The following is a 12292-nucleotide window of genomic DNA, read 5'->3' as shown; positions in this document are numbered from 1 at the left end:
ACCGGCCATCGCTTTGGAAAGCGTCGCCAACGCGCACACCGCCGCCGATTTGCACGTCCGCCCCGTTTCTAAAACCGCGCTGGTCTCAAGATCGTGGGCGCCGCGAGTGGATTAAAGAAATACATCATCCGCCGGGACTCGCAATCCATTTGATCGGAGCAGTCGTGACGAGTCTTTGCACCGCTTGCCGCATCGCGTCGCGCGTTAAGAAAGCAAGGTTTTGAATCATCGCGAGGAATCTCGGATGTGACAAACAACATCGTCTGCCCAAAATTTCTTCATAATTTTTTTACGTTGCCCCCGAGCGCGCCCGCTTTTCCAATCACTTGGTCGCGCTATGCGCTTAAGTCATTTTCGAAGCGAAGTTTTTTGCGATTACTTCAAGCGGGTAACTCCCGCCGCACAGCGTGCGCGAGTTGAACCTCGGATTGTGTGCTCTTGACATCGATGCGCATGCACAATGCAGATTCGCGATTGTTTCAGGTGAGGCAAAATTGTCACCGCGTAGAACTACGGAACGCAGGCGCGTAGGACTACGGAACGTGTCAGGTCTGCGCGACAGCACCGCTGTTGGGATGCGCGAGCTCGGTGCAGCGTCCCAATCTGGTTCACACGATCGCATTCAGGTGTGACGCGCGCCTGACATGCGCTGGCGGCCGGCTGCAAGGGGGCGAGACAGAGAGTGCGCCAAAGACAGAGTACACAAAGACAGAGAGCGCAAAAGAAAAGCCCGGCGTGAGCCGGGCTGTTGCATCTTGATTAGTTCGTCAGTCGCTCGAACGGTTCACTTCGCGAGCTTGGCGATCTGGTGCGTGAGGCGCGACACTTTGCGGCTCGCATTGTTCTTATGAATGATGTTGCGCTGCGCGGCGCGCATCAGCTGCGGCTCGGCGTTGGCCATCGCCTTCAGCGCAGCTTCGCGATCGCCCTTCTTGATCGCGTCTTCGACGGACCGGACCGCGCCGCGCATCTGGGTGCGGCGCGACTTGTTGATGATGGTGCGGCGGGCAATCTTGCGCGTCGCTTTCTTCGCGGAAGTCGTATTGGCCATGCTCTCAAATATCCTTCGCCGGCGAGCAGTCGCCGCTCTTGCGGGTACGCGCGCGGCCCGCCTGACGCGGTCCCATCGACGCGGTGGTTGTTCGGACGCCTCTCTGAGAATGCCACGACCGAAGCGGATCTGCTCGGTGGACCGGCGCTGCTCAAAGAACAGCGGCGGCGGGATTGCGCCCACCGCCAGTGGGGCACCTTATAGGCGCAGCCCCGCCGAGCGTCAACGGTCTCTGCGACCCCCGCTGCCGCCGAAACCGCGTAAAACGAGCTTCTAAACCCCTGACGAGGTTGAATTTCCCGAGGGGGCCCGCTATGGCCTTGCTGCCCTTCGGGGCAGCTGAGAGAGGGCAGGTGAGGCATGATCCGCGGTTTTTTCCGGCTGGTGGGGCTGTTGCTGCTCGCCGGGAGCTTCATCTTCGTCGTCTATGACGGTGCGCGCTGGGTGGCCGACCAGACCCTGCAATTCACCCGCTTCGGCCAGCTCTGGAACGACGTCCACCAGTCGAGCCAGGCCGCGTTCCGGGCCTGGGTGGACGCCAAGGCCCCGTTCCTGTGGGAGTGGATCGTCAAGGTGCTGCTCGACCAGCCTGTTTTCGCCGTCCTTGGCCTGCTCGGCATTCTCCTGATGCTCCTGTTCCGGCCGCGCCGGCCGTTGATCGGCTATTCGCGCGACTGAGCGCGGCGGTTCGCCGCGTCCGGCGACCGGCGGGCGGGCGGAACCCTGGGCCGCGGCGCTGCGTCTGGCGTAACGGCGCTACTGCCCGGCGCGTAGAGCTCTATATATCCAGAACGATATCGGCCATCCTGCCCGCGGGCTCTCTCTCCCCCTGCGGAAACCCATGGCCATGAGCGGAGACATCCATGTTCTTCATGCGCAAATCCCCTGTCTTGCCGACCGCCGCCGACGCGCTGCCCGGCCGTACCCAGCCGATCCCGACGGCGCCGACCCATTTCGTCAATGGCCGCCGGCTCTTGCCGCCCTATCCCGCCGGCCTTGAGCAGGCCGTTTTCGGGCTCGGCTGCTTCTGGGGCGCCGAGCGCAAATTCTGGCAGCTTGGCGACGGCGTCCACGTCACCGCCGTGGGCTATGCCGGCGGCCACACGCCGAACCCGACCTATGAGGAAGTGTGCTCGGGGCTGACGGCGCATACCGAGGTCGTCCTGGTGGTGTTCGATCCCAAGGTCATCTCCTATGAGCGCCTGCTGAAGACGTTCTGGGAGAGTCATGACCCGACCCAGGGCATGCGCCAGGGCAACGATGTCGGCACGCAATATCGCTCGGCGATCTACACTTTCAGCGATGCGCAGCGCGAGACGGCGGACGCGTCGAAGGCCGCCTATGAGACAGCGCTCCGTGCCAAGGGGCTCGGGGCCATCACGACGGAGATCGCGCCGGCAGGCCCGTTCTATTTCGCCGAGGATTATCATCAGCAATATCTGGCGAAGAATCCGGCCGGCTATTGTGGGCTCGGCGGCACCGGCGTGGCGTGTCCGATCGGCGTCGGTGTCACTGCCTAGACGAACATTTCGAAAGTCTCGGTCCTGTTGAGATGGACATGTCGACCTCCGCTGTCGTCATCCGCGAAGGCCTTCGCGGAGCATGACCGCGTTACAGGCGGCGAGAGCTCAAATCAGCACTGGCCGCCGATCCTGAGGAAACGCTCGTTGCGTTTCAGCGGCGCGTTGCCGTGACATGGGATGCCCTCTCCGGCCTCGTGGAGAGGGTTTTTCTCGTAAGGCCTATTGGCTCGCGTCGCGCGGCCTCGTCCAGGCGCAGTTGCGCGCGGCGCAGACGACACGCGCCAACGATTTGTTAACCTTAACCGCGCATCACTAGGGCACATCCTCCTTCAAGGATTGTTCGAGTGCGCGCGTTTTTCGTTCCAGTCATTGCCGCCTTTTCCGCGATCCTGCTGTCGGGCTGTATGCACACGGCTTCCCCCGTCGCCGTCGGCCAGCCGCACAGTGATCTCGATGCAATGGCCTATGGGATGCCTTCCTCCGACCCGGTTGCCGCCACCGGGCAGGGTGGGGCCATCCCGGCGCTGCGCAACGCGTTCGCCGCCGCCCCGCGCGGTGGCGCCTATGTCATGCCTGCCGGCTACACGCCGCCGCGGTATGATGCTGCGTACCATCTCGATGCCGGCGACCGGCTGCGCGTCGTTGTCTACGGCCAGGAGGGGCTCACCAACACCTACGCGATCGATGCATCCGGCGCGATTACGATGCCGCTGATCGGCAGCGTGCCGGCGCGTGGCCGCACCACGGCCGGCCTCGCCGCCGAGATCGCGGCCAAGCTGCGCAACGGCTACATTCGTGAACCATCGGTCGCGGTCGAGATCGAAGCCTATCGCCCGTTCTTCATCCTGGGCGAGGTGCAGGCGCCTGGCCAATATCCCTACGTTCCCAACATGACGGTGGAGAGCGCGATCGCGATCGCCGGCGGCTTCTCGCCGCGCGCGCGACGCGACGTGGTCACGCTGACCCATACCGATGCGTCAGGCGTGGCCCGCTACGAGGTGCCGTTGGGCACCTCGCTCAAGCCCGGCGATACGATTCAGGTCGGCGAGCGCTGGTTCTGATCTCGGCAGCCATTCGGGGCGACCGCGGAGCGTGAACCGGAAGTGCGTGATCGCGGGTCCCGCTATGCGGCGGCCGTGAGCGACCTCAGCCTTTGCCTTCCCGTTATTCCGAGCGAAGCGCTATAGAGTCAGGTTGAGGCTCTGGAGTGCGTCGTCGCTTCGCCCCTCGCAATGACGGCGGCCGTCCTCAACGCAGATGCTGCGCGAAGAAGGCGAGGCTGCGCGTCCAGGCGAGATCGGCGCTCGGCTTGTCGTAGCTCGCGCGCTCATCGCAGCCGAAGCCGTGCTGGGCGCCGGGATAGACGAAGATCTCGACGTCGGGGCGCTTGGCCTTGATAGCGTCGACGTCGGCCAAGGGAATGCCGGCATCCTTCTCGCCGAAATGCAGCTGGGTGGGGACAGTGGGCTTGTCATCGGCGAAGCGCACGATGGCGCCGCCATAATAGCCGACCGCGGCCTTCAACCCGGTCAGTTTGGTCGCCGCCGCATAGGCGATGCTGCCGCCGAGGCAAAAGCCGATGATCCCGACCGCGGCCACATCCTTCACCGCGTCGATCGCGGCCTGGGTGTCGCGCAGCATGGCAGGCCAATCCGGATTGGCGACGAATTTCCGCGCCACGGCGATTTCATCAGGGGAGTAGCCTGACGTGAAGTCGGGTTCGATGCGGTCGAAGATCGCGGGTGCCACCGCGACATAGCCTTCGGCGGCGAGCCGGTCACAGACATTGCGGATGTGATGATTGACGCCGAAGATCTCCTGGATGACGACAAGGGCGCCCTTTGGCGTTCCCGCCGGATCTGCCCGGTAAGCGCCGAGCTGAAAGCCGTCTGCCGCAGCGAGCTTGATGTCCTGTCCCACGTTCTGTCCTTCCAACTATGAGTCCAAACCTGCGCGGCGTTTACCGCCACATCCAATTGGTGCCGTAATCCTCTTTCCAGCCGCTCAGCCGTCCGTTCCGGAACTTGAGAAACAGGCGATGACGATGCGGCACCAATCCGCTGCCTCCGAGATTCCGCAAGGCGAGATAGGTCTCGTTGCCGGGTGATCCCTTCACGTAGATCAGCGGCTGCGCCAGCGCGCGTGATGTCTCACCGACATCCATTCCGAAGGCAAGCGGCGACAGGTTGGATAACGTCGCTGTGAAAGGCGCGCGGCCGCCTGGCGAGGAACCCGCCTCGTGCGCGTCAGCGGGATTCGCGATTAGCAGATCCGTGAGCAGCACCACGGACGACAGCATGGCGATGCTGAGACGCGGCGGTCTGTGCGCGGGTGTTCTCATGGACAGGCGTCTCCTTCGGCAGAACGCGGCCGACAGCCGCCGTTCTTAGCCTGTGCGGCGTCGCGATCCCAGCGCTTCCGCGCCGCACAAGGCGGATTGCCGATTCATTTCGCACGGCGTTGTTCCAAATTCCGTTGCGTCCCCCTCGCAACGCGATCATTCTTATGATGGCTGGCATCTATCCGGTGGGTGCCAGGGATCTCGACAAACCGAACTTCGCCGTAAGCGAAGTCGCACGCCGGGCGGGGAAGAAACCACATGCCTAATCTCACCATCAATGGGCGGACCATGTCCGTCGACGCGGCGAATGACACGCCGCTGCTATGGGTCATCCGCGAGCAGTTGCAGATGACCGGCACCAAGTTCGGCTGCGGCGCCGGGCTGTGCGGGGCCTGTACCGTGCATGTCAATGGCGAGGCGGTGCGCTCATGCCAGACCATGGTCGGCGACGTCACCAACAAGAAGATCACCACCATCGAGGGACTGTCGCAGAAGGGCGACCATCCCTTGCAGAAGGCGTGGATCGCCGAGCAGGTGCCGCAATGCGGCTACTGCCAGTCGGGCCAGATCATGCAGGCGGCCTCGCTGCTGGCCAAGACCACGAGCCCGACCAAGGAGGAGATCGTCGCGCATATGGACGGCAATCTCTGCCGCTGCATGACCTATTCGCGGATCCAAAAGGCGATCCAGCGCGCCGCATCCGAGATGCGCACCGCGTCGAACACCAGCGACCGGAGGGCGACATGAACCAGCACGTCAAGGCAGCGCCGTCGATGGCGCCCGATCTCAGCCGCCGCTCCTTCCTGGTCGGCACCGCCGCGACCGGCCTCGTGCTTGGCTATGCCGGCCTCGCCGATGGCGCGCTCGCCGCAACGACACCTGCGAGCTTCGAGCCCAGCGTCTGGTATTCGATCGCGCCGGATGGCCTGGTTACCGTGACCTGCGGCAAGGCCGATATGGGTCAGCACATCGCCTCGACGATGGCGCAGATCATCTGCGAGGAGCTCGGTGCGGCCTGGAAGGACATGCGCGTCCAGCTCGCCTCCAACGATCCGAAGTTCAACGATCCCGTGCTCGGCGCCCAGATCACCGGCGGCAGCTGGAGCACGATGATGAACTTCGACGCCATGAGCCGCGCCGGCGCCGCCGGCCGCATCGCGCTGACCGAGGCCGCCGCATCAGTGATGGGCGTCACGGCGAAGGAACTCGTGGTGCGCGACGGCGTCGTGATGCATCCGAAGTCGAAGAAGCAGATGAGCTATGCCGAGATCGTCAAGAGCGGCAAGATCACCAAGAGCTTCACGGCCGACGAGCTGAAGGCGCTGACCTTGAAGACCCCCGATCAGTACACGATGATCGGCGTCTCGGTGCCGCAGCTCGACATTCCCGCCAAGACCAACGGCACGGCGAAATACGGCATCGACACGATGCTGCCGGGCATGGTCTACGGCAAGGTGGTGACGCCGCCGGTGCGCTTCGGCGCCACCGTCAAGTCCGTCGATGACAGCGAGGCCAAGAAGGTCCCGGGCTTCATCAAGGCGGTCGTGCTCGACGACAAGACCGGCTCCACGTCAGGCTGGGTGGTCGCGGTGGCCTCGACCTTCGCCAATGCCAAGAAGGCCGCGGACGCGCTGAAGATCAGCTATGACAAGGGTCCGTATGCCAATGTCAGCACCGACAGCATCATCACCGAGGCGATGCGGCTGCAGGCGCAGGACGATGCCGGGCAGTTCTTCGTCAAGGATGGCGATGCCAATGCGGCACTGGCGGGCGCCGCGAAAGTGCTGGAGGCGGAGTACACCACCAGCATCAACATCCACGCGCCGATGGAGCCGATGAACGCCACCGCCGAGTTCAAGGGCGACATCCTGCACATCTACTCCGGCAATCAGTTCGCGACCCGCTCCGGCGCGATCGCGGCGGGCGCCGCCGGGATCGATCCGAAATATGTCGTGATGCACCAGGCCTGGCTTGGCGGCGGCTTCGGCCGCCGGCTCGATGCCGACATGATGGTGCCGGCGGTGCAGGCGGCGAAGGCCGTGGGCAAGCCGGTCAAGGTGATCTATTCCCGCGAGAACGACATGACGATGGACTACTCGCGGCCGCTCACCTACCAGAAAGTGAAGGCCGGGCTCGACAGCAATGGCAAGCTCATTGCTCTGAGCCACGACGTCGTCTCGGCCTGGCCGACGGCGCGCTGGGGCATCCCGGACTTCCTGACGCCGTCGGTCGACAAGAAGGGCCCGCTCGACTCGTTCACGGTCAACGGCGCCGACTTCTTCTACACCGTGCCCAACCACCATGTGCGCGCGATCAAGAACGAGCTCGCGCATAATGCGACGCCGTCCGGCCAGCTCCGCTCGGTGGCGCCGGGTTGGACGTTCTGGGCGGTCGAGAGCATGATCGACGAGATCGCCGCCGCGTCCGGCCAGGACCCGGCGCAGTTCCGTATCGCGCTGCTCGACGGCAAGGGCAAGAACGATGGCGGCGCGCAGCGGCTGCGCAACACGCTGCTGGCGGCGATGGGCCTGTCCGGCTACGGGTCGAAGAAGCTGCCGAAGGGCGAGGGCATGGGCGTCGCCTGCGTGTCGTCGCAGGAGCGGGCGTCCGCGAGCTGGACGGCCTGCGTCGCCCATGTCGCGGTGGCTGACAACGGCGCGGTGACGGTGAAGAAGCTCACCGTGGCGACCGACGTCGGCACCCAGGTGCATCCCGACAACATCCGCGCCCAGGTCGAGGGCGCGGCGCTGTGGGGATTGTCGCTGGCGATGTACGAGAAGGCGACGTTGAAGGATGGCGGCATCGAGCAGACCAACTTCGACAGCTACACGCCGCTGCGGATGAGCCAGGTGCCGGAGGTCGCGATCGCCGTCATCGCCAATGGCGAGAAGGCGACCGGCGTCGGCGAGCCCGCGGTCACCGTGGTCGCACCGGCGCTCGGCAACGCCATCTACAACGCCTGCGGTGCCCGCCTGCGCTCGCTGCCGATCACCGCGGAAGCGGTGAAGGCCAACATGAAGGCCTAGCGCATCGGGCGTGCACTGCTTGATCTGGGAACCGCCGGAGGCCGTCTCCGGCGGTTCTTGTTTGTCGGCACCGCCGATGAATACTGCGAAAATCGGCCGATGCTCTTAACGTCCCGCTTACCGGAAAGCAGACAGCTTGAACGAACCGGTTAAGCCGCGACGAACCCGCATCCGGATAGGGTGCATGCGCAGCAAACCGCAGGGGCGAGCACGTATGAGCGCGACAGCCAAGCAGACCGCGACCGAGACCGCGACCAGGCGTCATCTCCTGCTCGCCTCCGATCGCGGCGACCAGAGCAGCGAGCTGGCGCGCATCCTGCGCTCGGTGGGCGATGTCGAAATGATGGCGACCACGGAGATTCCGGAAAATCCCGGCAACCGCTTCTCCGGCGTGATCGTCGACATCAATCTGCGCTCGCCGGAAAGCGTGCAGCGCGTGCGCAAGAAGCTTGCGTCGCGCGCCTATAGCGAGGTGCCGCGCCTGTTCGTGCTGGCCGAGGCGCTGCACCATGCCACGATGCAGGCCTGGGCGCTCGGCGCCACCGATACGATCGCACGCCCGTTCAGCCCGGCCGACGTGCTGCAGCGGATCCGCTCGGCTCTGCCCGCCGATGATGGCTATGACGAGACCGATCGCGGCAAGCTGCTCAATCGCGGCGTCGAGGCCGCGCAGGCGGTGATGGTCAAGATGTTCGAGAAGCTGCCGGACGGCGTCGCGCTGACCATGGCGGACATCGTCGCCGCCGAGAGCAAGATCCTGAAGGCCATCAAGCACTCCTCGCTGCGCGAGTGGCTGACCATCGTCGGCTGCCACCACAACGACACCTATCGGCACTGCTTGTACGTGACCGGCTTTGCGGTCGGCTTCTCGATCCATCTCGGGATGCGCGAGGAAGACCAGCGCCGCCTGGTGCGCGCAGCGCTGCTGCACGATGTTGGCAAGGCGTTCATTCCGGTCGCCGTGCTCGACAAGCAGGGCAAGCTGACTGCCGAGGAGATCGCCATCCTGCGCCAGCATCCGCGTCGCGGCTATGAGGCGCTCGCACGGCAGGGCGGCTTCCCGCCGGAGATGCTGGACGTGATCCTGCATCATCACGAATTCCTCGACGGCTCCGGCTATCCCGATGCTCTGCACAATGAGCAGATCAGCGACATCGTGCGCCTGACCACCATCGTCGACGTCTATGCCGCGCTGATCGAGAACCGGGCCTATCGGCCGGCCTTCTCGCATGCGCGCGCGTTCTCGATCATGGAGAGTATGGGGTCGAAGCTCGACCAGCAGCTGCTGCAGGCGTTCCGTCCCGTCGCCATGGGCGCCCACTGACCGGATCGCGCCGCGCGCATCCGTTGACCCTCTCCGCAGCCGCTGGACGCAAGTGCGGCCGGCGCGCGGTCCGTTACTCTTGCCGCAATAAAGACAATAGGCGGGAGAGACGGGATGGGCGCAGCCGCATCGGCCGACGAAGCGATTCCCCAGGACATCGCGGCCGCGCTGGTCGATCCGGCGTGCTACGCCGATCACCGCATCCATGATGCCTATCGCTGGCTGCGCGCCAACAATCCGCTCGGCCGCGCGCAGCTCGACGCGTTCGATCCGTTCTGGGTGGTGACGCGGCATGCCGACATTCTCGCGATCAGCCGCCAGAACGACCTGTTCCACAACGCGGACCGCGCCACGACTCTGACCAACAAGGCCGTGCTGGAGCGCGTCCACAAGATCACCGGCCAGCCCAATCTGGTGCGCTCGCTGGTGCAGATGGATGCGCCGGATCATCCGAAATATCGCGCGCTGACGCAGGGCTGGTTCATGCCCGCCAATATCGCCAAGTTCGAGCCGCGCATCCGCGAGATCGCCCGGGCCACGGTCGATCGCATGGCCGCGAAGGCCGCGGCCAATGGGGGCGTCTGCGATTTCGTCGCCGATGTCGCGCTCGGCTATCCCCTGCACGTCATCATGGAGATTCTGGGCGTGCCCGAGGCGGATGAGCCGCGCATGCTCAAGCTGACGCAGGAGTTGTTCGGTCCGCAGGACCCGGACACGGCACGGGTGCGCGAGGCGCTGTCGGCCGAGGTGTTCGCGGCGATGCTGCAGGCCGTTGTGGCCGACTTCGCCGCCTATTTCCAGCGCATCACCGAAGACCGCCGGGCCCATCCCCGCGACGATCTCGCCACCGTCATCGCCAATGCCAAGATCAACGGCGAGGACATGCCGCTGCATGACCGCACCAGCTACTACATGATCGTTGCGACCGCAGGCCATGACACGACCTCGTCATCGACGGCCGGCGCGATCTGGGCGCTGGCCGAGGACCCCGCGCAGTTCGCGCGTGTCAAGGCCGATCCCGAGCTGATCCCGGGGCTGGTCGACGAAGCGATCCGCTGGATGACGCCGGTCAAGCATTTCATGCGCAGCGCCACCGCGGACACCGAGCTCGGCGGCCGGCGGATCGCCAAGGGCGACTGGCTGATGCTGTGCTACGCGTCCGGCAATCGCGACGAGGCCGTGTTCGAGGAGGCCGACAGGTTCCGCTGCGACCGCCGGCCGAACCGGCACGTGGCCTTCGGCTATGGCGCGCATCTATGCCTGGGGCAGTACCTCGCCAAGCTCGAGATGCGTATCCTGTTCGAGGAGCTGCTGCCGCGCCTGAGCGCGCTGTCGCTGGCCGGTCCGGTGAAGATGACCCAGGCCACCTTCGTCAACGGACCGAAGACGTTGCCGATCCGTGTGACGATGGCCTGAGGCCGCGCTCAGTCGAGCAGCTTGCGCAACTCGGCTTTCGCGACCTTCTCAAGTGTCGAGCGCGGCAGTTCGTCGACCAGCCTGACCTCGCGCGGCACCTTGAAGTCGGCGAGTCCCGCGCGGCAGGCCGCCAGCACCGTTTCAGGCAATTGGTCGCGCGGAATGCCATCCTGCGCGATCACGAACGCGACCGGCACCTCGTCGAGCATCGGGTGCTTTTTGGCGACCACAGCAGTCTCGCGCACGCCTGGCACCGTGATGATCACCTGCTCGATCTCGGACGCCGCGACATTCTCGCCGCCGACCTTGAGCATGTCCTTGGTGCGGTCGCCGAACTTGATGAAGCCGTTCTCCAAACGTGTGACCCGATCCCCGGTGAGGAAGAAGCCGTCGGCATCGAAGCTCGTCCGCGTCGCCTCCGCGTTGTAGAGATACTCTGCAAACAGCGACAGTCCGGGAACGCCCTTGATGGCGAGGTTGCCGGTGCCGCCGACATCCGTCGGCCGGCCGTCATCGTCGGTGATGCGGATGGTGTATTCCGGCGCGGCGCGGCCGATCGACATCGGCGTGTTCGGCTGGTCGATGTCGCCGACAATGCCGTGGGTGATGGTCTCGGTCATGCCCCACCAGCCGATGATCTTGATGCCGAACTTGGCGAACGCCATAGGCTCGGACATCGCGGTGCCCCAGAGCCGGAATTTGTGATCCCTCGGCACCTCCTGGTCGAGCAGGGCCTTCATGCAGAACGGGATCGTCGAGGTCCAGGTGCAGCCATGCTCCAGCGCCACGGGCCAGAACCGGCTGGCCGAAAAGCGCGGCTGGATCACGCAGCTGGCACCGACCCACAGGCTCGCGAGCATCGAATAGGCCAGCGCATTGGTGTGGAACAGCGGCAGATAGGTCTGGTGTACGTCGTGCTGATGCAGGTCCTGATGCACGGCGTTGACCTTGGCGCCCCACAGCGCATTGGCATGCGTCCACAGCACCGCCTTGGGCCGCGATGTCGTGCCTGACGTGTATTGCACGCTGCAGGGGGCGAAGGGATCGACCGGCCGCCGCGGCCGGTCGGCGCTGTCGGCGAACAGCGTTTCGAAACGGTCGCCTACGCCGACGGCGGCCGTTTCCGGCTGCCCCGGATCATGCGAGATCACCGCAAGCCAGCGGATGCCGCGGCAATGCGCCGAGATCATCTCGGCATAGGCTGGCTGGGTGATCGCGGCCACGGCGCGGCAATGCTCGGCGAAATAGCTCATCTCCGCGGCGGCGGAGCGCGTGTTGGTGGTCACGGCAAGCGCGCCAAGCTCGACACAAGCGAACCAGGCGAGCATCGCCTCGACGCAATTGTCGAGATGGATCAGCACGGCATCGCCTGGCTTCACACCGCGCTTGACCAGGCCGGCTGCCAATGCGCCGACCCGTTCATGAAACGCGCCGTAGCTCCAATGGCGCGCCGGGGCATCGAACGGCGCCCAGATCAGGAAGGGATGGTCACGCCGGGTCTCGCTGCGCAGCTTGAGCAGCCACGGCACGTCCATGCCGTCGAACGGCGTCACCGTGCCCCGCGCCATGCTGATTCCGTTCATCTGTCCTCCCGGTCATTGATATGCGGGC

Annotated in this window: 11 protein-coding genes; 7 read left to right on the top strand and 4 right to left on the bottom strand. The window is 65.1% G+C overall.

Annotated features, from left to right (window positions below):
• Positions 1 to 784: 784 nt before the first annotated feature.
• A complete protein-coding gene (gene rpsT / locus BBTA_RS36830; RefSeq protein ID WP_012047584.1) occupies positions 785 to 1051 on the bottom strand; it encodes a 30S ribosomal protein S20 in 267 nt (88 codons plus the stop codon).
• Positions 1052 to 1411: 360 nt separating this feature from the next.
• Here rpsT and BBTA_RS36825 point away from each other — a divergent pair, with 360 nt between their 5' ends.
• The 3 genes from BBTA_RS36825 to BBTA_RS36815 all read left to right on the top strand — a co-directional run bounded on the left by BBTA_RS36825 (position 1412) and on the right by BBTA_RS36815 (position 3635).
• Complete coding sequence (locus tag BBTA_RS36825; RefSeq protein WP_012047583.1) at positions 1412 to 1729, top strand: hypothetical protein; 318 nt, start codon at positions 1412 to 1414, stop codon at positions 1727 to 1729.
• A 185-nt stretch (positions 1730 to 1914) separates the two neighbouring features.
• Positions 1915 to 2571, top strand: coding sequence for a peptide-methionine (S)-S-oxide reductase MsrA (gene msrA, locus BBTA_RS36820; protein ID WP_012047582.1), 657 nt, complete (start codon positions 1915 to 1917; stop codon positions 2569 to 2571).
• 347 nt (positions 2572 to 2918) lie between these two features.
• Entirely contained in the window at positions 2919 to 3635 is a 717-nt protein-coding gene (locus BBTA_RS36815; RefSeq protein ID WP_012047581.1) for a polysaccharide biosynthesis/export family protein, read from the top strand.
• A 187-nt stretch (positions 3636 to 3822) separates the two neighbouring features.
• Here the strand turns inward: BBTA_RS36815 and BBTA_RS36810 are convergent, their stop codons facing one another.
• Together BBTA_RS36810 and BBTA_RS36805 are read right to left on the bottom strand one after the other, a co-directional pair.
• The gene (locus BBTA_RS36810; protein WP_012047580.1) at positions 3823 to 4494 is read right to left on the bottom strand and encodes a dienelactone hydrolase family protein; all 672 of its coding nucleotides are present in this window, start codon (positions 4492 to 4494) and stop codon (positions 3823 to 3825) included.
• A gap of 40 nt (positions 4495 to 4534) precedes the next feature.
• On the bottom strand, positions 4535 to 4915 hold the full coding sequence (locus BBTA_RS36805; protein WP_148221573.1) for a hypothetical protein: 381 nt from the start codon (positions 4913 to 4915) through the stop codon (positions 4535 to 4537).
• Between the two features lie 258 nt (positions 4916 to 5173).
• On the opposite strand from BBTA_RS36805, the gene BBTA_RS36800 reads away from it, so the two are divergent.
• The 4 genes from BBTA_RS36800 to BBTA_RS36785 all read left to right on the top strand — a co-directional run bounded on the left by BBTA_RS36800 (position 5174) and on the right by BBTA_RS36785 (position 10681).
• On the top strand, positions 5174 to 5662 hold the full coding sequence (locus BBTA_RS36800; protein ID WP_012047578.1) for a (2Fe-2S)-binding protein: 489 nt from the start codon (positions 5174 to 5176) through the stop codon (positions 5660 to 5662).
• The gene (locus BBTA_RS36795; protein WP_012047577.1) at positions 5659 to 7941 is read left to right on the top strand and encodes a molybdopterin cofactor-binding domain-containing protein; all 2283 of its coding nucleotides are present in this window, start codon (positions 5659 to 5661) and stop codon (positions 7939 to 7941) included. Before BBTA_RS36800 ends, BBTA_RS36795 begins: the two co-directional genes overlap by 4 nt.
• Before the next feature lie 214 nt (positions 7942 to 8155).
• Positions 8156 to 9265 (top strand): HD domain-containing phosphohydrolase, encoded by a 1110-nt coding sequence (locus tag BBTA_RS36790; RefSeq protein ID WP_012047576.1) that lies wholly within the window; start codon positions 8156 to 8158, stop codon positions 9263 to 9265.
• A gap of 114 nt (positions 9266 to 9379) precedes the next feature.
• Positions 9380 to 10681, top strand: coding sequence for a cytochrome P450 (locus tag BBTA_RS36785; RefSeq protein WP_012047575.1), 1302 nt, complete (start codon positions 9380 to 9382; stop codon positions 10679 to 10681).
• Positions 10682 to 10689: 8 nt separating this feature from the next.
• Here the strand turns inward: BBTA_RS36785 and BBTA_RS36780 are convergent, their stop codons facing one another.
• The gene (locus BBTA_RS36780) at positions 10690 to 12264 is read right to left on the bottom strand and encodes an AMP-binding protein (protein WP_012047574.1); all 1575 of its coding nucleotides are present in this window, start codon (positions 12262 to 12264) and stop codon (positions 10690 to 10692) included.
• Positions 12265 to 12292: the final 28 nt, after the last annotated feature.

Source organism: Bradyrhizobium sp. BTAi1 (assembly GCF_000015165.1).
GTDB classification, from domain to species: domain Bacteria; phylum Pseudomonadota; class Alphaproteobacteria; order Rhizobiales; family Xanthobacteraceae; genus Bradyrhizobium; species Bradyrhizobium denitrificans.
The sequence above is the reverse complement of the archived record's forward strand: the minus strand, read 5'-3'. Positions and strand labels throughout refer to the sequence as shown.

Bases quoted from the DNA above. Each gene is read 5' to 3' on its own strand.
- rpsT (WP_012047584.1), bottom strand. From the start codon at position 1,051: ATGGCCAATACGACTTCCGCGAAGAAAGCGACGCGCAAGATTGCCCGC.
- BBTA_RS36795 (WP_012047577.1), top strand. From the start codon at position 5,659: ATGAACCAGCACGTCAAGGCAGCGCCGTCGATGGCGCCCGATCTCAGC.
- BBTA_RS36785 (WP_012047575.1), top strand. From the start codon at position 9,380: ATGGGCGCAGCCGCATCGGCCGACGAAGCGATTCCCCAGGACATCGCG.
- BBTA_RS36800 (WP_012047578.1), top strand. From the start codon at position 5,174: ATGCCTAATCTCACCATCAATGGGCGGACCATGTCCGTCGACGCGGCG.
- BBTA_RS36780 (WP_012047574.1), bottom strand. From the start codon at position 12,264: ATGAACGGAATCAGCATGGCGCGGGGCACGGTGACGCCGTTCGACGGC.
- BBTA_RS36805 (WP_148221573.1), bottom strand. From the start codon at position 4,915: ATGAGAACACCCGCGCACAGACCGCCGCGTCTCAGCATCGCCATGCTG.
- msrA (WP_012047582.1), top strand. From the start codon at position 1,915: ATGTTCTTCATGCGCAAATCCCCTGTCTTGCCGACCGCCGCCGACGCG.
- BBTA_RS36790 (WP_012047576.1), top strand. From the start codon at position 8,156: ATGAGCGCGACAGCCAAGCAGACCGCGACCGAGACCGCGACCAGGCGT.
- BBTA_RS36825 (WP_012047583.1), top strand. From the start codon at position 1,412: ATGATCCGCGGTTTTTTCCGGCTGGTGGGGCTGTTGCTGCTCGCCGGG.